Below are 23,924 nucleotides of genomic sequence, written 5' to 3'. Positions count from 1 at the left end.
TTTACTTTTGTTTTAAACCATTTTCGAAGCATCGAAATGGATGTATTGATTTTTATTTAGTTTAGGTTTGGATTTTTTTTTGAAAGCTAGGAAAGCAATCACTGAAGAAATCAAAACCGTAATTACGATGAAATAGTTGAGGTGAATATAAAAATTCAGCCATGTTGTTTTGGAAGATCCGAAATTCTTATAAAGTAAGATCAGAACGCTGCCCAGATAACCAAATGAATCTACAAAATAAATCAGAAACCCTACATTTCCTTTGATTTCAAAGGCCGCAATCATCCTGTCAAAATAAATTCCGTTGAATGGAATATAGCAAAGATACATTCCCATTCCGGAGACCATCATCCATAGAAACGGAGACATCATATGATGCTGAAAGAAATACGTTGAAAATCCTACCGTTAGTATTCCCGCAAAAAGAATGTAATGATAATAGGCAAAAGCTTTTTTATTGTTTTTTACCCTTACCATAAGACTTAAAATTAAAAGCACTACAATGGCGATCGGAATTTCCGTCAGAGTAAAAACAGAGCTGTCTGTTGTAAAGCTAAGGGCATCCCATATCTCACGGTTGAAATTGTCTCTGAAATCCCGGAGAATGGTTAAACTGATATACACAATAGTAATGCACATCATAGGAATGAAGAAACGGCGGATTAATGCCCTTCTTGCAGGCTTGTCTAATGGTTGTCTTTTATTCTTTAATAAAATGTCCTCTGCTGATGGCTTGGGAATTTTATTTAGCATGATGCCGAAAATGACCAAAGGAATAATAAAAACCAATCCCGCTGTAAAAGGCATCCAGAATTCTGAAACACCAAACGTATCCATTATAAATTTTCCGACAGATTTGGTAAACCCGGACGAAACGACAAAGCTTGAGCATAAAAACAAGCCTATGATCTCCGTCGTTTTTCTTCCTTCAATATAGGAAAAAACAATTCCCCAGATCAATCCTAACGGAAAACCGTTAATGAACATAAAAATAATGTTGTAAGGTGCCGGGCAGATTGCAAAACCCAGTAATGCAAGCTCTGCAATAGCAATAAAGCTCAACAGATAGAAGGTTCTTTTCGCGGGTTTTAGTTCAGAAATAAATCGGATTCCAACAAATTTTGAAATAAAATATCCCATAACCTGGGCAATGATTATCAGGACCTTATAATCCACTCCGAAGTATGCAAGGCCTTCGAATGAAGCTACCGTAAAAGGCTTTCGGAATCCGTACATGCAGAAGTAAACACCGAAAGCAGAAAATGCTGCCTTCAGTGTTACCATTCTATTTTTATTGGTGTTGCCTTCCATTTTGACCCTGCTAGAAGTTAAGTTTAATTCCCATATTGAACCTTACACCATAATATTCCACCTGTTCAGGGCGATTTTCATTCTTTCCGAAATGATAGATCAAAGGCTTATTCAGGATGTTATTTACATCTGCATACAGCGTCAGAAATTTTGTAAACTGATAAGATCCTCCAAAATCTAAGCTGCTGTACTTTCCATAGTACGTGTCATTGATATCATCTTCAGCGTATTCCACGGCGTATTTTCCTTTATAGTTATACGCCAGTCTTGCATTGAATCCCTTTTTTTCGAAGAATAACTGTATGTTGTATAGTTCTTTTGCCTGATAAGGAAGGGCAACCTTTCTACCACTGGGTTTCTCCATTTTTGAAGTCATGAAAGTAGCGTTTAGCTGTGTTCCGAAATATTGCAGGAATCCCGGAAGGAAGTCGAATCTTCTGTTCAGGCCAAGCTCAAGACCTCCCAATGACGCTGTTTTTCCATTATTGGGTGCTGTAAACTGAACTCCCGGATTTCCATTATATGAACCTACAAAAGAATCCTGGAAAATGGGGTCTGTGATGGATTTGTAAAAGATCCCTCCGCTTAAAATACCTACATTGGAGAAATAGTATTCTCCCATCAGATCAATGTTTAACGAATACGTCGGATTAAGATTAGGATTTCCTCCTTTAAACTCGTTGTCGGCCTCAATATAAGTTCCTCCAGGTGTCAGGTCCCCGAAATTGGGTCTTGAAAAAGTTCTTGTTGCTGCAAAACGAAAATTTGTTTTGTCGTTTAATGCATACTTGATGTGTAGCATGGGTAAAACGGCCAGGTATTTTTTAGTATCTTCTACCGGAACCAGTTTATCATCAATTACGTTATAACCTTTTACCTTCGTATTGGTATTAGACAACCTGATTCCTCCCAATATTGTAATTTTATCATTCAGTTTATATGTTCCCATTCCATATGCGTCGGCATGTTTTTCAAATACATCGAAGTTTCTACCCAATGCTTTATTGTATTCCAAAGATTCGGAATCTGCGGGATTTATTTTTAAATTTCCCTGATTCTGGAACCAGAACTGGTCCATTCCGGTAGTCGATAAAACGGGACCGAGACTGTTGCCAATATGGGCATTCATTTCACTTAAATATTTTGGACCGTTAGGCTGCGTAGTAATGTATTGCCCGTAGTCAGAAAGGAGGGGAGCTGTTCCGTTGTTCCAGCTATAGAAAATATCTGAAAATTTTGCATTACGCTCTTTATCCCTGTATTTAAAACCATACTTGAAGGTCAGTTTATCCGAGGCGTAAATCTCATGGTTGAAGGCCGCTACAATTTTGTCTTTTTCTTCAACAAAAACTTTGTAGAATTCAAGATCTGTGAATCTCATTTGAGAAGCATCCATTTTGAAATTAGGGTCACTGTAGAACCCAAATAATGCATCAGGATCTTTATAATCCAATTTTCCGCCATCGGCTTTCCAATACGCTCTAGGCCCATTTCCGCGATCTGCAATATAATTAGGATCAATGCCAACTCCGGACTGAGTGTATTTGATCACATAATAAGAATTGTTTTGTTTGTCCGGAATGTTTCCATATTTGAACCGGTTATCATAGTAGGACAAGTCCCAATCTATTTTTCCTTTATTCAATTGATGGATCCCTCCCAGAGACACAGAGGTTAGCTGCGTAATCAGAAGATTATGGATATTCTGTAATTCCACTCTTGCCGTATTGTTGGCAGAACTGAATTTATCGAATCTTATTCTGTGCTTGTAGTGGGTTTCATCATCTGCTAACGTTCCGTACATTCCTTTTAAATAAAGAGTGCTCTTTGGAGACAACACGTATTCGAAAGCTGTATTGATCCCCGTGGTCTTTCTTACCCCATTGTAATCCCGCAACTCCAATCTGAAGACTCCCTGGTCACCACTTCTTCTCGCCTCAAAATTATCTGTAGACCAGTTTCTCGTAAAGTGGGCAATATTGAAAAGGTATCCCAGCTTTTTATCCTTTGTTCTTCCTCCGTACAATAAGCCCAGATTATAAACTCCCTTGTCCGATTTTGCATTGTAACCGCTTCCAACCGTGATCTTTAGCTCTTGTTTCATAGGAGGGGTTTTGGTAATAAAATTCACACCGCCTCCTATTCCATCAGCTTCCATATCCGGAGTAAAAGATTTATTGACATGCACGTAAGAAATGAGTTCTGTTGGGAAGAAATCAAAAGCAGTTGCTCTTGAAGTGGTTTCTTCCTCTGCCGTTGGAAGCCTGTTTCCATTAATCGTTGTTGAAGCCCAGAACGGAGGAAGTCCCCGTATAGACACAAATCGTCCTTCTCCCTGGTCTCTTTCAATAGAAACACCTTGGACCCGTTGAACGGTTTCTGCGGCATTTCTGTCCGGAAGTTTTCCGATACCATCCGAAGCAATTACATTGGTCATGTTGATTGCATTCTTTTGAAGATTTAAAGCTCTTGCTTCGCTGTTTTTTAATGTGGCGGTAACAATTACTTCGTCAATATTTTTATGTTTTTGTTGTAATCGGATTATGCCCAGATCAGTATTTTCTTCGGATTGAATGCTTACAGGAAGAGTAGTGCTTTCATATCCTATATAGCTTATCTGCAAATTATATTCACCTGCCTTAAGATCATTAATGGTGAATTTACCATCAATATCGGTAACCATATTTTTAGATAATCCTTTTATTTTGATCGTGGCTCCGGGAAGAGGTTGATTCTCGTCAGATACAACTCCCGTAATCGTTTGTTTTTGGGCGGATGCCCATCCAATGAAACAAAGAAACATAAGGGGGAGTAATTTCTTCAATCTTGTTTTCATTTTTACAAATATTAAATTTTTATGCAAAACAAGCCAATAATTTTAATATATGTAAATATTCGGTATTAAGTAATGATTAACAAATAACACCATATTGTTAAGGGTGTATTACGTAAAATTGTCGTTAAAAAATAAGATTAATTGATAATTAGTGCTGTAAAACAGAGGGTTTGGTTGTTTTTTTTAAAGAGAGTATCTCAAAATGTGAATACACATGAAAGGAAGATAAGTTCATTTTGCATTCATTTTATTAGAGCCGTAAAAAGTAAAAGTTGAATATTTGTAAACTTTTTAATAAAAAAACAGATTATAATTAACTCCGGATATGGGCAGGAAAAATAAGTGGTTTACTTATCTGAGTAAAAATAAAGGACCAGCATAATACAGCTTTCATTGCTGATACTTACAGGAACGTGAGGTAACTTCCCGTTAAAATATAGAGAATCGCCTTCATGTAGAATGACTTCTTCATTATCTATGAGGTATTTTACTTCTCCTTTCAGGATATACTTGAATTCCCAGGCATCCGTAATTACTTTTTCTCTTTTGGAATTAGGTTCAAGGGTTAATAAAACCGCTTCAAAGCCCAGAGAATGAAGACTTTTACTGAAAATATGAACATATTTAAAGCCTTCCGCTTCTACTTCCTTTTCTATAAGTTGCTGACTGTCTTTAGGAAGATAGATGAATTTGGCATTTGATTTTTTTTCAACGCCTTCGAAGAAAAAACTGGCATCGATTTCCAAAGACTGGATGAGGTCCAACAAAACCGGAAGAGAAGGAATTGTTCTCCCATTTTCAATCCTGGACACAAGTCCATTGCTTACATTGGCTTTAAAGGCCAGCTCGTTGATGGTTAAATTATTTTTCTTTCTAATATCTTTTAATCTTTTGCCTATTCCTATTAAAAAATCATTCATACTTTAAAAATTTAACCTAAACTTTTTTCATTAGTTGCTTATCACAGCAAATGTAATATTATTCTCTATAGTTTTCACCAACTTTACCATCATTTCATTGAAAAACTCATGATTCATGCATTCCTTCCGTTTCCTATCTTTTTGCTATTTTTGTGAAATTCGTTACTTATGAAAAAAATTATTCTGATCGAAGACGAAACCAGTGTAGTATCTTTTATAAAAAAGGGACTTCAGGAAAAAGGCTATGAGATTTCTGTAGCTTTTGACGGACGTACAGGAGTACAGCTGGTAGAAGCCAATGATTTTGATCTGGTAATTTTGGATATTATGCTGCCCGAAATGAATGGGCTTGATGTCTGTAAGGAAATAAGAAAGACCAATCAGCATGTTCCTATTCTTTTTCTGACTGCATTGGGAACCTCCGAGAATATTGTCCTTGGCCTGGAGAGTGGCGGAGATGATTATCTGGTAAAACCTTTTAAATTTATAGAACTGGTTGCCCGGGTAAAATCCCTGCTGAGAAGAAGCGTTAATAATACCGCGACCCAAGAAGCGGTAGAACCGGATGCGGATAGTGAATATATTTATCAGGTTTCCGATCTGATCGTGAATGATTATACTAAAAAGGTAACCCGTGCAGGAGAAGAAGTTTCCCTTACTTCCACAGAATATAAGTTGTTGATGTATTTTCTGAATAATACGGAAAAAGTAATTTCCCGGGCAGAAATTCTGGACGCCGTGTGGGGCGTGAACTATGAGCTGGGGACCAATGTGGTAGATGTATACGTTAATTATCTTAGGAAAAAGCTCGACAACCAGGATGATCAAAAGCTGATTCACACGGTAATCGGGATGGGATATGTTTTAAAAAAACCTTAGGATGTTTAATAAAGTTGTTACTACCCAAACCAAAACAATGATACTTTTAATGGTGGTTTTTACTACCATTATATTACTGTTTGGAGGGCTGGTGTACTTCTCTATTGTCAATTTTTCACATCAGAGGTTTTATGAATTGCTTAAAATCCGGACAACAACGATAGTACAAATCGAAAAAGGAAAAGAACATCTGGACCTTCCGGAAAACTACATCCTGAACAGCCTGAATGACGAAGAGCTTCCCATGGAAAAGGACTATGTATTTATGGTTCCTGCAGATTCCAATTTCAGGAAGATATCCCAGGAAGTTCATATTCCGGATACCTTTTTCAAGAACATCATGAAAAAAGGGGAGGATAATTATAATGATAAAGAGTTTTATTATATAGGACAGTCATTCAGATTTCATGATAAAGATTATATAGCAATAGCTTCTGCGAAAAACCATTACCTGATTTATTATCTGGGATTCCTTAAGAGGACATTGGTTACCTGTATTATCCTTTCTTTGTTCTTCAGCATGATCTTTTCTTTTTATTTATCTAAAAATTTATTCAAACCTATTTTAAAAATTACAGGGAAAGTAAAAGAGATCAGTTCGGAGAATCTTCACTTAAGATTGGAGTCCCATCCCGATAATAAAGAATTGAATGAACTGGCAGATACTTTCAATGATATGCTCAACAGGATTGAAACTTCATTTGAAACCCAGAATCATCTGATCGGAAATGTTTCACATGAATTGAGAACTCCGCTTACTTCTATTATGGGAGAAGCAGATGTTGCTCTCTCAATCAACAGAACCGCCGAAGAATATAAAGAAACACTGGAGATCATTCTCGATGAAGCCGAAAAACTGGATAAGAAAATCAAAGCCTTGCTTATGATTGCTCAAACCGGATTTGATGGTAAGATCCAAAAGATAGATAAAGTAAGGATCGATCAGCTCCTTTGGGATGTTATTGAAACCCTTAGAAGGATTGATACGAGGAATAATATTTATTTGGATATCAGTATGTTGCCGGAAAATCCAAAGAAGCTGAAAGTTCAGGGTAATGAGCAATTGTTGCATCTTGCTGTAGCCAATATCATCAATAACGGGTGTAAATATTCCAATTTCCAGCAGGTAAAGGTTTCTTTAGGCGCCACGGATACCGATGTTTATATTATTATAAAGGATAATGGTATCGGAATTCCTCAGGAAGAAATGAATAAAATCTACGACCCGTTCTTCAGAGCCTCTAACACGAAAAACTATGAGGGCTATGGAATCGGCTTACCACTGGCAAGAAATATTGTAAGAATGCATCACGGAGAACTGATTGTAAGCTCTCATGAAAATCAGGGGACTACCGTCCAGCTTCGTTTTCCTAATTTCTATGTGATGCAGGCAGAAAACCAGGGATTGGGGGCGAAATCTTAAACTTGAAAGATCGCAAGATTCTTTTGGAGTTGAGGGGATGGCTTAATGTATTTTGTTCTGTAAATGAATAGATTGAAATTCTACTATTCACTCTTTTTTACCCATTCATTTCTCTATATTAAATTCTCTTAACAATTTTCTAATCTCATTTTAATCTCTTTAATGACATTTTAATTCCATTCCAAAGATCCTCTAATTTGGTCACTATAGTTTTGTATTATCAAAATCAGATAACACTAAAATCGAAGATATGACCAAAACAATTTTAATTGCCACCGATTACTCCCTTGAGTCATTAAATATATTAAAAAAAGTACTGAAGGAAAAAGACGGGAAACATGACGAAACAAAATATAACATCATATTCGTATCAGGATATGACATGGGAGATTCTATCAGAGATCTTTTATTCACGACGAAGAGTACCATATTCGGTAAAATAAGATCCCATGAATTTTGTGACGCATTCAGCATCATAAAAAACAAATATCCTCACCTGATTAATAAAATGACCTGCGATATTTTCACAGGAAGTTTTCAAAGAACATTTAATAATTATATAATAACAGAAAAAATTGACGAGGCTTATTATTCGCCATCGATTAAAAGTAGAGGGAAGGGGAAGTTCGACATCATTCCGTACATCAAAAAATGCAAAGATCTTGAATCACATGAGATTACTCTTGAGATTTCTGAGAGCCTTCCGGAAAGAGGAAGACTTGCTGAGATTTTTGTCGAGGTCTAAAAAAAACACACAATTCAATTATTTAAATTAATAAAAATGTTAAGAAATTATAGTAACAGCAGGACATTGGGAGACAACATCAGGTTGGGGACGCTGACGGCCTTTACGGCGGGAACTATAAATATAGCATCTCTCTTAATTTTTCTCTCTTTTACCTCAAACGTAACAGGACACTATGCCATTTTTGCTGCAGAGATCAGTAAAGGAAACTGGACGCAGGTGGCAGTGGTTGGTGCATGGATATTCCTTTTCTTTTTCGGAAGTTTTGTAGCGAACTTCTTCGTTATTAATTTTAATAAAAAAAGTAAATACTTTGCCCATGCGATGCCTATTGTGCTGGAAATTATGTGTTTGCTTTTTGTAGGGATCTACGGACAGGTTTTCTACAGGAAAACAGTAGAAGAAACAGAGTATCTGGTTGCCCTTATGCTTTTTGCAACCGGTTTACAGAATGGGTTAACGGCAAGTATTTCCAATTTCTCGGTAAAGACAACACACCTTACCGGTACCACTACCGACCTTGGAATCCTGGCGTCTATGTTTACCCAAAAAAAGTACAGGAGAAATCCGGAACTGATTGCAAGGGCAAAACTGCTTTCGAGTATCATGCTGGCTTATGTCTTAGGAGCTGTGTTCTCAGGATTAACCTATTATTATCTGGAATTCAGAGTGTTTTATGTAATCAGTATATGTTTATTAGTAGTTATTGGGTATGATTTCTATACGATCCATGTCCGCCACTTTAACACGCGGTACAGATACAGTAAGATCTATAAAAAGCCCAGCCTTCTGGCCAACCTGTATGATAAGATCCATGGAAAATCTAAAACCAAAGAAAAAAGAAGACTTGTATTTGATGATTAAAATACAAGAATAAATAAAGAAACTATCAGTATTAATTTTGTGTAAACAAGCTGTGAATCAATCCTCTATTTGTGTCGTACATTTAGGGGATTGTATTTTTTAGAAGGATGAAAAATAAAGGGATTATTATATAAATCATAAAAGGCAGAATTTTTGCATATTGATAATAAAATTTTAATTCGCGTTTTTATTGTTTTTATTCCCATTTTCATTGACTATTTTTGTAAGTTGATTTAACGTTTTTTATGTCAGATATTATTCAGCTTTTACCGGATCATGTAGCCAACCAAATTGCGGCGGGAGAAGTGGTGCAGAGACCTGCGTCCATTGTGAAAGAATTATTGGAGAATGCTATCGATGCAGAGGCTTCTAAAATTGAACTGATCGTAAGGGACGCCGGAAAAAATCTGATACAAGTTGTTGATGATGGAAAAGGAATGTCCGAAACGGATGCCAGAATGGCGTTTGAAAGACATGCTACTTCAAAAATCAGAGGGACGGAAGATATTTTCAGAATTGCGACAAAGGGATTTCGTGGAGAAGCATTAGCTTCTATTGCAGCTGTATCTCAGGTAGAACTCAGAACCAAACAAAAAGATGCCAAAATAGGAACCAATATTTACATTGAAGGTGGAGTTTTCCAGTTTCAGGATCCTGTGCAAACTTCAGAAGGCTCTAATTTTTTGGTGAAAAATCTTTTCTTTAATGTTCCTGCAAGAAGAAAATTTCTTAAAAATAATAATATTGAATTCAGGCATGTTATTGATGAATTCCAAAGAGTTGCTTTGGCCCATGAAAATTTGGAATTTTCATTATTCCATGATGATGAACCGGTTTTCCGCTTAAGAAAAGGAAGCCAGATGCAGAGGATCGTAGATATCTTCGGACGAAAGTTGCAACCACAGCTTATTCCGATCAAGGAAGATATTATATGGTGTAAACTGCACGGTTTTGTTGCCAAGCCTGAAGGGGCAAAAAAGACAAGAGGGGAACAATTTATTTTTGTCAACGGAAGATTCTTTAAGAGTCCTTATTTTAATAAAGCGGTTCAGGAAGCATTCGAAGGACTGCTTTTGCCTGGCTATATTCCTACCTTCTTTCTCTTTTTAGAGTTGGATCCCGAAAAAATAGACGTTAATATTCATCCGCAAAAGACAGAAGTGAAATTTGAGGATGAGCATCTTATTTTTGCACTTATCCGTTCTACAATAAAAAGATCTCTCGGAATTTACAATGTGGCTCCAAGTCTTGATTTTGAGAAAGACCCACAGCTGGATGAGCTGATGCAAAAAACTTTTCCTGGAAAGACAAATAGCGGAGGGGTTATAAAGATGCCGGAAATTGTAGTCGATAAGGATTATAATCCGTTTTTGGAAGAAAGAGGTGTAAGACAGGCTGAAATTCAGAATCTTGCAGAAATGTACCATCAGAATATATCTGCGGAACCTTCCAAAATAAACCTTTTTGAGGATGAAGATTTTGATGAAGATCTGATGAGGCTTCCCAACGGGTATTGGCTGTTCAATAAAGGGGACAGAACCCTGATGCTTGATCTGGGAAGAATGCACAGGCTTTTTGTTTCAGAAAATAATAAGCCGACAAAAAAAGGAACCATAAACAGTCACGCGCTTCTTTTCTCTTTAGAGTATCATATGAACGAGATTGAGAAAACAAAATATAAATCAATCAAAAAATATCTTCCTGAGCTGGGATTCGACATGAAAGTGGCCCACGAAAGTGTATTGAGGATAGATGCGGTGCCTGAGGGGTTAAAAGAGACTCAGGTTATGAAGTTCCTTGAAGACCTGTTTGAGATCCTGGATTATAAAACAGATGAGGAATTCAACCAGTATTATCAGAATCAATGGACGAAGATGCAGTCTAAATCCAGATTTGACTTTATTTATAAAAAGGATGCTGAACAATTGATCAAGAACTTTACGGCATTAGGTTTTCCTGAGTTTTTACCTAACGGGAAACGATGTTTTTATGAAGTTCCTTTCAATGATTTTAAAAACAAATTTTAAAAATGTTTAACAATATACCACCGATTACAAGAAATATAATTATAATAAATATTGTTGTATTTATTATATCCTATATTTTTCCACAACTGTATAATACACTTTCTGCGTATTATCCTTTTTCTCCCAACTTTAGGTCCTGGCAGATCATCACCCATATGTTTATGCACGGAGGATTGATGCATATTTTATTTAATATGCTGACTTTGTGGAGTTTTGGGCCTATATTGGAACAGTCTTTAGGTGAAAGAAAGTATCTGATCCTCTATTTTGTAAGTGGTTTGGGTGCATTTTTCTTATTCAATCTTTGGAATTTTATAGAAATTCAGCAGATTACCTCCAGCCTGGAAAGCTTAGGATTAAATGCGGCTGAAATTTATAAGAAAGCGGCAATAGGATATACAGGAGACATGAATATAAGTGCTACGACAGAAGAAGGAAAGGAGCTTTCCCAAAGTCTTTATAATGCACTAAGGACTCCTATGGTCGGTGCTTCGGGAGCCATATTTGGAGTTATTGCTGCTTTTGCTACCCTTTATCCGGATTCAAAGATCGGGATTATGTTTATTCCGGTTCCTGTTAAAGTTAAATACCTTTTACCCATACTACTTGTTATTTCAATTTACTTAGGGGTTTCAGGAAATGTAGGAGGTATTGCCCATTTTGCGCACGTGGGAGGGGCTATTGTAGGCTTTCTCCTGGCTTTACTATGGAAAAAGCATTTGTATAGATTCCGTTAATACTATCCTGTGAAAGTTGTTCGCCTAATATTTTTAATTGTACATCTGGGAATCTTGTTTCTTTTGTTGGGAACATTAATGAATGCTTATGTACCTCCTAGAATATATCCATGGTTTAATCTTTTATCATTAGGTTTTCCTGTTTTAATCATTGCTTATGTATTGCTAACTGTTTTCTGGGTTTTCACCTGGAAAAAAAGGGCTATAGTATTTACTGCATTCGGACTGCTTTTTTTGAACCCTGTTAAGAGATGGGTCAACTATTCTGCTGAAAAAAAGGAGACATCTGATCTGAAAATCATCTCATTAAATGCAAAAGGAGGAACGATGGGGATTAAAAATATTGAAGATTATGTAGATTCTCAAAATGCGGATGTGGTTCTGTTACAAGAACATGTTCGGGATTACAATTTTAAAGGAATGGGAAAAGGAAGAGGAGATGTTATTGTCTCAATCTCTTCAAAATATAAGATCATTGATCAGAAAGAACTTATTGAGAGTAATTCAGAAACCAATAATGCCTACGCCAATCAGACGGATATTGAAATCAAAGGAAATACGTATCGTTTTATCAATGTCTACCTTCAGCCTTTTAAATTTGAAAAAAGCATGGTAAAGCTTAAGGGAAATAGTGATGAAGATGAACAAAAGCTGAAAGATATCGTTAAAAGGCTGATCCCGACTTTCAAAATGCACCAGGATCAGGTTGCTGCGGTAAGAAAAGGGATTGACGAGTCTCCTTATCCGGTAATATTAGTAGGTGACTTCAATTCTGTGCCTAACTCTTACGAGTATTACCATCTTGGAAAAGGGTTAAAAGATGCCTTTGTAGAAGCAGGTAGAGGAAGTGCTACCAGCTTTCATGACTACAAATTCCCGATACGAATCGACTACGTTTTTACATCGGAATCCATACAACCTCTAAGTTATAAAGTTGACCGTTCTGTCAGAATTTCAGATCATTATCCGGTGGTTGCAACTTTCAAATTAAAAAAATAATATTCATAAAATACGTTAAAGCTTTTCATATTGGTAGGATTTTTGATTAAAAAAAGACTAGACCGTTTTTTTCATGAAGCCGAACCAGATATTGTTGTTTTTGCATATTGCAATTATCGTATTATTACTGTGCACCTTAGGGAATGCATGGATACCGCCCAACATTATTGGGGGCTTGAATCTTCTTTCATTAGGGTTTCCCTATTTAATTTTATTACATATTTTATTAACGCTGGTCTGGATCGTTAAAAGAAATAAAATCGCCATTGTTTTTCTGTTAAGCACTCTTGTTTTTTATAATCCCATAAGACGATGGGTGAACTTTTCTCCTAAAACTGAAAACTATAAATCAATACGGGATGTTAAAATATTGACATTCAATGTGAAATATGGTGAGTTTGGCTGGGATAAAGTATCAAAATATATCAAGGATCAGAATGCTGATATTATTCTTGTTCAGGAAAAAGATACAAACCGGGCAATACGAAAAGATATGATTAAGTATCCGGTAGTGAGCCTGAAGACAAAACATAAAATTGTAAGACAGGAAGAGTTAATTGAAGATAAATCAAGAGGAAATTCTTTTTATGCGGATATTGATATTAATGGAAAAATCATACGAATAGTAAATGTATATCTTGAACCATTCCGTCTGAACAAATCGATGTTTGATTTTAATAGTCTTGGAAAAGGATCTAATAAACTCCATCTTCTTCTTTCTCACATGACACCCACATTCAGGGCTCATGAAGATCAGATAAAAAAGATCAGAAAAGCAATCGACTTTTCTCCTTATCCGGTTATACTGGCGGGCGACTTTAATTCTGTGCCTAATTCTTATGAATATTATAATCTTGGGAAAAATCTGGATGATGCTTTTTTAACAGTCGGGAATGGTATTTCTACCAGTTTTCATGATTATAAAGTTCCTTTGAGAATCGATTATATTTTCACCTCTAAAGACATAAGACCCATAAGCTATAAAATAGATCAGTCCGTAAAATTATCAGATCACTATCCTGTAATTGCGGAATTTCTGTTAAATTAGTTCCATGAAAAATGTATTTTTTTTAGCAGCGGTTTTTTCTATTCTGATTACTTCCTGTTCTAAAAGAGAACCTGTTCGTGTTGAGGCGGATCAGGTGACGAAAGTGGATTATGATACAACTGCCATTGATTCCTTTTCTAATGGTGCCATATCCGTAGATATTGCAAGAAAGATCAGAATGTCTTCCCAGAAATATCAGGATTCTTTAAAAGAGGCTCTGAGAATCCAAAAGGAAGAGGAACGTATTAAACAGGAGCTGGAAAAAGAAAATAAAAAGAAACAGGAAGAGGAGAAAAAGAGTAAGGAAAAAGAAGGAAAGGCGAAAGAGGAAGCAGGAAAAACTTCTCCCTGAACAATGAAAACTATACGGAAGTTTTCATAAATTTGAATACATTCTTAAAAAATATCAATATGAAAAAACAAATTGTAACAGCACTTATGGTAGCCGGATTGGTCGTGTCCTGCACCAAATCGACAACAAAAACTGAGCAGGTTGAAAATCCGGACGGATCTATTACAACAACCAGCACTACAGTGACGCAAAGCCCGGCAGATATTGTAGATACTACTAAAATTAACAAGGCAAAAGAAGACGTTAAAGCTAAAGTGGATGCTACCGGAGATAAAATAGATAATGCAGCGCATAAGGCAAAAGCAGACCTTAATGAAGCTGGAAAAGATATTAAGGCAGGGGCGAAGGAGCTTGGACAGGATGTAAAGGATGCTGCAGCTAAAGGCGCCGGAAAAGTAGAAGAGGGAGCTAAAAAATTAAAAGAAGATCTGAAAAGCAAATAAAAAAGAACCGCAGTAAAAACTGCGGTTTTTTTATTAATTCTTATTGAGTTCTAATAAAGGGTCTATATATTCCCGGTCATTGCTGAGTCTTGGTACCTTGTTTTGTCCCCCGAGCTTTCCTTTGGACTCCAGCCACGAATAGAACAAATTGGGTTTGGCTATATGAACAATGGGTTTTTTTAATGTAATATTATTATACCTCTTCGCTTCATAATCCGAATTAATTGCCTTCAGGCATTCATCGAAGGCATTGATAAAACAGTCGAGATCGTCCGGCTTTTTACTGAATTCAAAAATCCATTCATGAGCACCGCTTTCATTTTCTTTCATGAAAACAGGAGCTCCTGTAAAATCTGTAATGGCTGCATTTGTCTGTTCACAGGCTTTTGTAAGTGCAAGCTCCACATTGGTGATCATTAATTCTTCTCCAAAAGCATTAATATAATGTTTGGTTCTTCCTGAAATTTTTACCCTGAACGGATTAACGGATGTAAAGACAACCGTATCACCGATGAGATACCTCCATAATCCTCCATTGGTGGTAATGACCATGGCGTAATTTTTTCCGACTTCAACATCTTCAAGACTTACAACCGGTGGATTCGAGAAATGGAATTTATCCATAGGAATGAATTCGTAGAAAATACCATAATCCAGCATCAAAAGCATTTCGTCACTATTTGATCTGTCCTGAATACCAAAGAAGCCTTCTGAGGCATTGTAAATTTCGTAGTAATTGATGTTTTTTCCGATGATCTGGCTGTATTGCTCCCTGTAGGGCTTAAAACTTATTCCGCCGTGAAAAAAGACTTCCAGATTAGGCCAGAGCTCAGAGATATTCTGAACATCCGTTTCTTTCAGAACCCTCTGGAGTAAAACAAGCATCCAGCTTGGAACCCCCAGTAAACTTCCGACATCTTCATTTTTAACCTCAGATATAATGGCTCTCAGTTTACTCTCCCATTCGGACATGAGTGATACCTTTTTACTCGGTGTTGTTGTAATCTCCACCCAAAAAGGAAGATTATCAATAAGGATAGCAGAAAGGTCCCCGAATTTTGTGTTAAAATCGGCATAGAGTTCGGAGCTGCCTCCGAGACGTAAATTTTTATTCGTAAAAAGCTGATTTTCCGGATGGTTATTGGCATAAATAGATACCATGTCTTTTCCGGCTTTCATATGGCAATATTCCAGGCTCTCGGCAGAGATGGGAATGAATTTGCTTTTAGCGTTCGTGGTTCCTGAAGACTTTGCAAAATGTTTGATATAGCCAGGCCAGCTTACATCTTTATAACCTTGTCGTGCTCTCTCGATATAAGGTTCGAAATCTTCATAGGTAACAATGGGAACTTTATTTTTAAAATCCTGATAACTCGAAATAGAATTAAAACCATACTTCTTCCCATATTCTGTATCCTCGGCATGAAACAACTGGGAAAATAGTATCCCTTTCTGTGTTTCAATCGGATGATTCATGAAATTCTGGATCTGGTCTATCCTTTGACGGATAAACCAATTCACCACAGTATTGAAAAGTGCTTTCGTTGCCATTTCAACAAATATAATGATATTTGATTTTTCAGAGAATTTTTTATGGCTTAAAATAAAAAACCGTTACAAATATTGTAACGGTTGATTATCTGGATATATTGTTTTTAGCAATATTCGTCGTAAGCTGCCTGAAGGTTTGCAGCAATTGCTCCTGCAGGATTTCCTTCAATGTGGTGTCTTTCCAGCATGTGAACCAATTCTCCATCTTTGAAAAGAGCTACGCAAGGTGAGCTTGGAGGAAACGGAGCTAAATGCTTTCTCGCTTCTGAAACAGCTTCAGTATCATATCCTGCAAATACGGTTGTCAAGTGATCGGGTTTTTTATCTCCGGTCAAAGAGTAAACAACTCCCGGTCTTGCAGCTCCTGCAGCACACCCACATACTGAATTGATCACTAATAGGGTAGTTCCTGATTGCTTTAATGCTTCTTGTACCTGAGAAGTTGTTGTCAAGTCTTCAAAGCCTTTATCTGTAAGTTCAGCCTTCATAGGCATTACTAAATCTGTTGGATACATTTTTTGTTTTTTTAAATCTGTACAAAGGTAAAAAATTATTTATGTTTCATCAACTTATAAAAACTATTGACGCATTAGGAAAAGTGCATGATATGTAACATGGTGATATGTAAATATTTCAACAATATTTGAAGAAATGTAAATAAAAGCAATGAATAATGAAAAATAATTATTAAATTTGAAATGATTCTAAAAACAACCAACCATGAAAAGGCATTTTTTACGTCATTCCCTCGACTTAAAAGATGCAATTAGTTAAGTCTGTAATTCACAGACACCTCAAGCATCTTAATGCATAAAATGAAGCCCGAAATTAATTTCGGGCTTCATTAATCAAATCGATATGCAAAGGTTGAATATCCTTAGTAAACGGGTTCAATGATCTTACCTGGACCTGCGTCCGGATTGAAGACCAAATACCCTTTAAGAAAGCAGCTTTTTAGCCATCTCGGAAATGCTTTTTCCGTCAGATTTACCGGCTAACGCTTTTGATGCCATTCCCATTACCTTTCCTAAATCCTTTATAGATTCAGCGCCGGTCTGTGAAATGATATTTTTAATTTCTGTTTCCAGCTCCTCAGCAGTAAGCTGTTGAGGTAAGAATTTTTCGATGACCTTCATCTGGGCTTCTTCGACGTCTGCGAGATCCGTTCTTCCCTGAGCAGCAAACTGGTCGTAAGAATCCTTACGTTGTTTGATCATTCTTTGTAAAATAGCGATCTCCTGTTCTGCTGAAACTTCTGCTCCTCTGGCTTCTGTTTTCAAAAGCAGGATCTGGGACTTTACTGCACGGAGAGAGTCCAGAGCCACTTTGTCTTTCTCCCTCATAGCGGTTTTTATCGCTTCGCTGATTGTATTTTCTAAACTCATATATTATGATTTGAAAATTTGAGAATGAAACAATTTGAAAATAGTAAAAGGCAATGGATGTATAATTTCCAGTGGATCAATTTTCAAATTCACAAATTATTTCATTTTCAAATTAAATTTAGTCTACGTCTTTATTTAAAAATCTGTTTTCTCTGATTTGCATAGAACCATTATTATCAGATAAATATGTATTTATATTCTGATCTGATGCGTTGGTCCCGTCAATAGAAATATTCTTTCTTTTGAATGCAGGCACAGATTCGAACTCATTAACATTATCAAAACTCTGATAACGTGAATTGAATTCTTTTAATTTATTTCTTCTTTCAACCACTCTCTCCTGGTCAATAGTTTTGTTCACAAAAGTGAACTCACTGTCTGATGCCTTTGGAGCTTCGGTTTCCGTTTTATTTTCAACAACCGGTTTGCTTTCATTGGCCGGAACTTCTTTCACCGGCTGGAAGAAACTTTCCATTTTCTGAAGAGGTTCTTCTGTAATGTGGCTTACCGTATTGGCTGAAGTGGTAAACTCTGCTTTTGGCTGTCCATAATCCGTTTTTGGCTCATTAACAGGCTCATTGACAAAGAAGCTGAATTCAATCGGTTTTTCTTCGGAAAAAGAAGGAACAGAAGAGTTTTTAGTCGGTTCTTCTTTCCTGTCTTCTGTTTCAAAAGAAAAAGACTGTATTTCCAGGTCATTCGGGTCGTTATCTTCATCGAAAGAAAATAAGTTATAAGCATCCTGATCCTCTTCTTCGTTTCTCCAGTCCTGAATTGGGCTGTCTACCGTATCTTGCTCTCTATCAGAGAACTTTATTTCTGTTTTTACCTCTTCATCCTCAATAATCATTTTTTTTTCAGTAGATGTCTTAAACTGAGGATTATCCTGGTCTTCATCATCAAGTCTGAAAAGGTTCTTTCCTCCGAAAGTATAGCCTTCTTCAGGGCTCATTTCTCTTTCTTCTCTCGTTTTAAAAGGAGAAGTTTTGTGAGAATCCAGTTTGTCATTTAAACCGATTCTTATTTTTTCAGTTGGCCCTGCAAATTTTTTATCCTCATTGGAGAAACCTGTAGCAATTACAAGAACGCTTACTGCATCTCCCAGCTCTTCATCCGCTCCAACCCCGAAAATAATATCCGCGGTGTTTCCTGCTTCTTTCTGAATGTGATCCATGATGATACCTATTTCATCCATGGTAACTTCTTCTACACCACTTCTGATCAATAGTAATACATTTTTAGCACCTGTAATCTTATTGTCATTCAATAATGGGGAATCCAGAGCCTTTCTTACGGCCTCTTCTGCTTTATTTTCTCCGGAAGCAGTACCTGTAGACATCAATGCAGTACCCGAGTTCTGAAGCACAGATTTAGCATCTCTAAAGTCAATGTTTACATCAAAGTAACCGGTAATAACCTCTGCCATACCTTTTGCAGCATTGGTTAACACTTCATCGGCCTTTGAGAATCCTTGCTTGAATCCAAGGTTACCAAATTGCTGTCTTAATTTATCGTTGTTGATGACAATCAGTGAGTCAACATTATTTCTCAATTTATCAAGTCCGTTTTCTGCCTGCTCAAGCCTTCTCTTCCCCTCGAAGCTGAATGGAACAGTAACGATACCTACCGTTAAAATTCCCATATCTTTAGCTACTTTGGCAATAACAGGAGCGGCACCCGTTCCGGTTCCACCTCCCATCCCGGCAGTAATGAATACCATCTTGGTATTTTGTCCCATTGCAGCCTTGATCTCTTCAATACTTTCAATAGCTGACTTTTCTCCAACCTCAGGATCAGCACCTGCTCCAAGTCCTTCGGTGATGGAAGTACCCAACTGAACTTTATTGGAGACGGGGTTATTATCTAAAGTCTGAGCATCCGTATTACAGATCACGAAATCAACACCGTGAATCCCTTTCTCGTACATGTGTTTAAGGGCGTTGTTTCCACCGCCACCAACACCAATTACTTTGATGATTGATGAATTTCCTTTTGGTAAATCAAATGAAAACCCTTGTGTACCTATATTTTCCATAACTTATATTTTTTAAAATTGACTCATGATAAGTGATAAGGAATAGCCGTGTATCGCTTATCATTCATCATTTTATAATTATTCTACTTCTTCAAAGAATTTTTTTACTTTTTCCATTAGCGACTGTCCGAATGTGAGCCTTGCCGCTTTTTTATTTTCCTGTTGCTCTCTTACCACTTCCTGCTCCTGAACAGGAGTCGCCTGCTGTGTGGCAGTTGGGGTTTCAGCTGTATTGGATACTACTTCCGGTTGTTGCTTCTCCTGAACGGTTTCTTCTTCTACGATCGTCTGCTTTTTGTCGCGGATTTTCAAACTTTCCATCAGTAACCCGATAGATGTTGCAAATTCAGGACCTTTCAGGTATTGGTTTTTGTCATTGGCGATATATTCGTTAGCAAAACCAATTCTGCTGTCGAAACCTGTAGTATAATTAGCAAGCTGGCGTAAGTGCTTCAAATTGGAACCACCTCCTGTAAGAACGATTCCCGCAATCAGCTTTTTCTTCTGTTCGAATGCTCCATAGGCTTTAAGCTCGGTGTTCACCATTTCAAGGATTTCTTCAACTCTCGCGTTGATGATCTGTGCCAGAGTTTTAAGAGAAATTTCTTTGTCCGGTCTTCCATGTAAGCCAGGAATGGTTACAAAAGTGCTGTCTTTTTCAAGCTCAGGAACTGCAGATCCGAATTTTACCTTCAGTTGTTCTGCATGTTTTTCTATAATCGAGCAACCTTCTTTAATATCTTCTGTAATGATTCCGCCACCGTAAGGAATTACACAGGTATGGCGAATGATATTGTCTTTGAAAATAGCAATATCCGTAGTACCACCACCTATATCTACGATTGCAACTCCTGCTTCTTTTTCTTCTTTTGTAAGAACAGCTTCAGAAGATGCCAGTGGTTCTAAAGTAAGGGCTTCCATTTCCAGTCCGGCTTCTCTTACACATCTTGCAATGTTTCTGATACTGCCCATTTGTCCTACGACAACATGGAAATTAGCCTCTAAACGTTTTCCGTGCATACCGACAGGTTCCTGTATCTCACCTTCAGAATCCACTTTATATTCTTGAGGAAGTACATGAATAATTTCTTCACCGGGTAGCATGACCAGTTTTTTTACCTGATCTTTCAATGCTTCGATGTCGTCGTCTGTAATAAACTTGTCTGGATGCTCTCGCATAATATAATCGGAATGTTGCAGAGAACGGATATGTTTTCCTGCAATACCAACCGTGACTTTGCGGATAGGAACTCCTGCACTGGATTGTGCTTCAGACACAGCCGCCTTGATTGAATTAATGGTTTGTGAGATGTTATTCACAATACCTTTATGAACCCCAAGACTTTTGGCCTTTCCTACACCGAGAACTTCTATTTTCCCGTGTGCATTCCTCCTTCCGACAATCGCGACTATCTTTGTTGTCCCGATGTCCAGACCTACTGAATACTCTTGATTTTCCATTTGTTTATATCGATTTGATTTTTTATTCTATTTTAACTTTTGCTTTTGGCTTTGTAGCCTTTTTCTCAGTTGTTTTCTTTGTCTCCTTTGGTTTGGTTGTCGTTTTTGGCTTTTTGTTTTCCTTTGGCTGAGATACAGAATTCTGCTTTTTTATCTCTGCTGGTTTTTTAGTTTCCGGTTTCTTTATCGTTGCCGGAACAGGAGCTTTTGCCAGTTCTTTACGTCCTGCAGTTAAAATACTGTCATTTTCTTTAAAAGCAGGATTTAAAGTGGTTACAATCTGGTTCTGATATTTTACAGAGATCATATTGTACTTCTGAGGATCCTGATACACAAGATATTTCTCAACAAACGCTTTAAAACCTTTTACTTTGAATTCAATATTATCCAGGTCTCCGATTTCTACTTTATAGTTTCCTTCACTTGTCAGAAGATTATAATCATCCTTTACTTTTGAGATTCCTATAAAGTATCTTTTGCTGAAGTCATCCTTATCAATCTTTTCAACCAGTTCAGCAAGCTTTTCATATTCGTCAGGTTTTACATTTCCTGTTACCAGCATACAAGGATGCGAATAGGTTTTTGAGATGGGAAATTCAACTCCTTTTTCGTCTACATAAAAATCCCTGCCGTCTTTATTCAGCCTGAATACCGGAACCCTTTGTTTAATATCCAGATTGAGCTTTCCGTTTAGGTTTAAATAAACGTTGGCACTATCCACAGCCGGAAGGGCATTGATCTTTTTTTCGAGGGATGGAATATTCAGATCACCTACTTTTCCTGAAGGGTTTTCTTTTTTTACAATATCCCTGATGTCTTTTTCATCAACGAAATATACCGGAGTCTTTTCGCTTAATTTTACAGAAATCTTATTATCGGTAATCTTCTGGCCACTGAATTTCTTCAAAGAGAAACTCAGCAGGAAACCAAGCAGGATTACTGTGATAGCAATTTTTAATATTCTGTATTTATTTTTCATATTCTATTGTATTCATGTATTAAAGTAAAATGTATTCATGATTATCGTGATTACATTACTTACATACACTACTACTATTTATCTTTTAAACTTAACCATTCACAAATCGGGTCATATAGGGTGTCTATATTTCCTGCACCTACGGTGAGCAGAATGTCAAAATCTTTTTCTTTTATCTTTTCAAAGGCTTCCGTTAAAGTGGACCCTTCTTTTTTATCCAGGGTTACCTTTTCCAGTAACCATGTTGAGGTAATCCCCTCAAAGTTTTCCTGAAGCTCTCTTGCCGGATAAATATCCAGTAAAATGAGTTCATCTGCATTGCTTAAACTTTCTGCAAAGCCATCAGCGAAATCTCTTGTTCTGCTGAATAAATGCGGCTGAAATGCAACCAGTAATTTTTTATCAGGGTAAAAGGTCTTGATGGAACCTACAACAGCATTGATCTCTGTCGGGTGGTGGGCATAATCATCAATGTATATTTTACCGTTCTTATAAATATGTTTTGTATATCTTCTTTTAATTCCTTTAAAGCTTGCAATAGCCTTTTTCAGGATGTCAAAATCCACTCCTAAATTATGCAGGATGGCTAATGCAACGGTGGCGTTTTCCACATTATGGATCCCCGGAATTTCCCAGACAAAATCTTTTACAGACTCACCGGGAGTATGAAAATCAAAATAGATCTTATCGTGATCCATACGCAGATTATCGGAGTAATAATCCGCTTTTTCGTTTACAGCATAAGTCTGATGGTCTCTTCCTATCTCAATACCTTTTCTTACAAAAAGTTTTTTATCTTCCGGAACCAGAGCGGCAAATTGACGGAACCCTTCTTCAATATGACTTTTGTCTCCGTAAATGTCCAGGTGATCTGCGTCGGTAGAGGTAATCACTGCCCAGTCCGGAGAAAGATTGAGAAAGCTTCTGTCGTATTCATCAGCTTCTACCACTGAGTATTCTGAACCGTTATATAAAAAATTGGATTTGAAATTTTCCGAAATACCTCCTAAAAAGCATGAAAATGGCAGGTCCGCTTCTTTACATAAATGGGAAACCAAGGTAGACGTTGTTGTTTTACCATGTGTTCCGGCTACGGCAATACAATCTGTATTTTCCGTAATTAATCCTAACACTTTTGCACGCTTTAAAATCTCAAAACCATGTTCATTGAAGTAATCAAGAATTCCAAGCTTCTTAATAGCCGGAGTATAAATTACTAAGGTGTTATCCTTTTGAAGCGTGGTTATTTGTTCATCGATGAGATCTTCAAAAACAATATCAATTCCTTCACTCATCAATTGTTGAGTAAGTTTGGTGTTGGTTTTATCATAACCTGAAACTTTTTTACCTGAAGCTTTAAAATAACGGGCAAGAGCACTCATGCCAATCCCGCCGATCCCCACAAAGTAAAAAGTATGATATGTTTCTAATAATTTCATCTTCTATTTTAGTTATTGATAATTGAATATCTTTTCTTTATCCAGTCCATACGAATCCCCCTGATACAAAAAGAATTCCATTACTGCATCTTCAAGGGTCTCATATGTAAATCCGTTGGTAATCCAGAAATAATATTTAAAACCGATTGAATTCTGACTTGGCAGATATTCTGCTTTTATCATTGCAAGCTTATTGATCTCGTTCAGCAGGGTATCAATTTTGTCTTTGCTTACCCCTTTATTCAGTAGGATATTTACATTAAGGTTAATGTATTTTTTCCCTGCATCCACATCCATAAAGAGTGTGGCTTTATCCTTATTTCCTATTTTAATAAAAGTTTCCTCCTGCTCCAGGATATCATATCCTTTAGCTTTCAAATAGTTGCCCACTGCTGCAATTTTAAAGTCAGCGGGTTTTATCAGGGTTTGTGCCGTTACCCAGTGGGTAAAGAAGCAAATGAGCAATACTGTTAGTAATTTAGTTTTCATA

At 36.9% G+C, this 23,924-nt stretch carries 21 protein-coding genes; 10 read left to right on the top strand and 11 right to left on the bottom strand.

The window, feature by feature from the left end:
- Positions 1–12: 12 nt before the first annotated feature.
- From PFY10_13050 to PFY10_13040, 3 genes are all read right to left on the bottom strand, one after another.
- Positions 13–1,284, bottom strand: coding sequence for a DUF5690 family protein (locus tag PFY10_13050; GenBank protein WBV55164.1), 1,272 nt, complete (start codon positions 1,282–1,284; stop codon positions 13–15).
- A gap of 37 nt (positions 1,285–1,321) precedes the next feature.
- Positions 1,322–4,147, bottom strand: a complete 2,826-nt coding sequence (locus PFY10_13045; GenBank protein WBV55163.1) for a TonB-dependent receptor — start codon at positions 4,145–4,147, stop codon at positions 1,322–1,324.
- Between the two features lie 347 nt (positions 4,148–4,494).
- Positions 4,495–5,067 carry a helix-turn-helix domain-containing protein gene (locus PFY10_13040; protein ID WBV55162.1) on the bottom strand — a complete coding sequence of 191 codons (573 nt, stop codon included), beginning with the start codon at positions 5,065–5,067 and terminating at the stop codon, positions 4,495–4,497.
- Between the two features lie 168 nt (positions 5,068–5,235).
- On the opposite strand from PFY10_13040, the gene PFY10_13035 reads away from it, so the two are divergent.
- The 10 genes from PFY10_13035 to PFY10_12990 all read left to right on the top strand — a co-directional run bounded on the left by PFY10_13035 (position 5,236) and on the right by PFY10_12990 (position 14,584).
- Entirely contained in the window at positions 5,236–5,946 is a 711-nt protein-coding gene (locus PFY10_13035) for a response regulator transcription factor (GenBank protein WBV55161.1), read from the top strand.
- Between the two features lies 1 nt (position 5,947).
- Complete coding sequence (locus tag PFY10_13030) at positions 5,948–7,369, top strand: HAMP domain-containing sensor histidine kinase (protein WBV55160.1); 1,422 nt, start codon at positions 5,948–5,950, stop codon at positions 7,367–7,369.
- A 250-nt stretch (positions 7,370–7,619) separates the two neighbouring features.
- Positions 7,620–8,114: a hypothetical protein gene (locus tag PFY10_13025; GenBank protein WBV55159.1), complete on the top strand. Its 495-nt coding sequence runs from the start codon at positions 7,620–7,622 to the stop codon at positions 8,112–8,114.
- 36 nt (positions 8,115–8,150) lie between these two features.
- Positions 8,151–8,978, top strand: coding sequence for a YoaK family protein (locus tag PFY10_13020; protein ID WBV55158.1), 828 nt, complete (start codon positions 8,151–8,153; stop codon positions 8,976–8,978).
- 245 nt (positions 8,979–9,223) lie between these two features.
- Complete coding sequence (gene mutL, locus PFY10_13015) at positions 9,224–11,005, top strand: DNA mismatch repair endonuclease MutL (GenBank protein WBV55157.1); 1,782 nt, start codon at positions 9,224–9,226, stop codon at positions 11,003–11,005.
- 2 nt (positions 11,006–11,007) lie between these two features.
- Entirely contained in the window at positions 11,008–11,742 is a 735-nt protein-coding gene (locus PFY10_13010; GenBank protein WBV55156.1) for a rhomboid family intramembrane serine protease, read from the top strand.
- 78 nt (positions 11,743–11,820) lie between these two features.
- A complete protein-coding gene (locus tag PFY10_13005) occupies positions 11,821–12,741 on the top strand; it encodes an endonuclease/exonuclease/phosphatase family protein (GenBank protein WBV55155.1) in 921 nt (306 codons plus the stop codon).
- A 73-nt stretch (positions 12,742–12,814) separates the two neighbouring features.
- Positions 12,815–13,789, top strand: a complete 975-nt coding sequence (locus tag PFY10_13000; protein ID WBV55154.1) for an endonuclease/exonuclease/phosphatase family protein — start codon at positions 12,815–12,817, stop codon at positions 13,787–13,789.
- A gap of 4 nt (positions 13,790–13,793) precedes the next feature.
- Positions 13,794–14,141 (top strand): hypothetical protein, encoded by a 348-nt coding sequence (locus PFY10_12995; GenBank protein WBV55153.1) that lies wholly within the window; start codon positions 13,794–13,796, stop codon positions 14,139–14,141.
- A 59-nt stretch (positions 14,142–14,200) separates the two neighbouring features.
- Positions 14,201–14,584 (top strand): hypothetical protein, encoded by a 384-nt coding sequence (locus tag PFY10_12990; GenBank protein ID WBV55152.1) that lies wholly within the window; start codon positions 14,201–14,203, stop codon positions 14,582–14,584.
- 33 nt (positions 14,585–14,617) lie between these two features.
- Here the strand turns inward: PFY10_12990 and PFY10_12985 are convergent, their stop codons facing one another.
- From PFY10_12985 to PFY10_12950, 8 genes are all read right to left on the bottom strand, one after another.
- A complete protein-coding gene (locus PFY10_12985) occupies positions 14,618–16,135 on the bottom strand; it encodes a GH3 auxin-responsive promoter family protein (protein ID WBV55151.1) in 1,518 nt (505 codons plus the stop codon).
- A 104-nt stretch (positions 16,136–16,239) separates the two neighbouring features.
- On the bottom strand, positions 16,240–16,650 hold the full coding sequence (locus tag PFY10_12980) for a BrxA/BrxB family bacilliredoxin (GenBank protein ID WBV55150.1): 411 nt from the start codon (positions 16,648–16,650) through the stop codon (positions 16,240–16,242).
- Between the two features lie 423 nt (positions 16,651–17,073).
- Positions 17,074–17,520, bottom strand: coding sequence for a GatB/YqeY domain-containing protein (locus PFY10_12975; protein ID WBV55149.1), 447 nt, complete (start codon positions 17,518–17,520; stop codon positions 17,074–17,076).
- Between the two features lie 118 nt (positions 17,521–17,638).
- Entirely contained in the window at positions 17,639–19,555 is a 1,917-nt protein-coding gene (gene ftsZ, locus PFY10_12970) for a cell division protein FtsZ (protein WBV55148.1), read from the bottom strand.
- Between the two features lie 78 nt (positions 19,556–19,633).
- On the bottom strand, positions 19,634–21,016 hold the full coding sequence (gene ftsA, locus PFY10_12965) for a cell division protein FtsA (GenBank protein WBV55147.1): 1,383 nt from the start codon (positions 21,014–21,016) through the stop codon (positions 19,634–19,636).
- A gap of 22 nt (positions 21,017–21,038) precedes the next feature.
- A complete protein-coding gene (locus tag PFY10_12960; protein WBV55146.1) occupies positions 21,039–21,995 on the bottom strand; it encodes a cell division protein FtsQ in 957 nt (318 codons plus the stop codon).
- 74 nt (positions 21,996–22,069) lie between these two features.
- Positions 22,070–23,434: a UDP-N-acetylmuramate--L-alanine ligase gene (gene murC / locus PFY10_12955; GenBank protein WBV55145.1), complete on the bottom strand. Its 1,365-nt coding sequence runs from the start codon at positions 23,432–23,434 to the stop codon at positions 22,070–22,072.
- 12 nt (positions 23,435–23,446) lie between these two features.
- Positions 23,447–23,923: a hypothetical protein gene (locus PFY10_12950; GenBank protein WBV55144.1), complete on the bottom strand. Its 477-nt coding sequence runs from the start codon at positions 23,921–23,923 to the stop codon at positions 23,447–23,449.
- Position 23,924: the final 1 nt, after the last annotated feature.

This window comes from Chryseobacterium daecheongense, from assembly GCA_027920525.1.
GTDB lineage: Bacteria > Bacteroidota > Bacteroidia > Flavobacteriales > Weeksellaceae > Chryseobacterium > Chryseobacterium proteolyticum.
The sequence above is the reverse complement of the archived record's forward strand: the minus strand, read 5'-3'. Positions and strand labels throughout refer to the sequence as shown.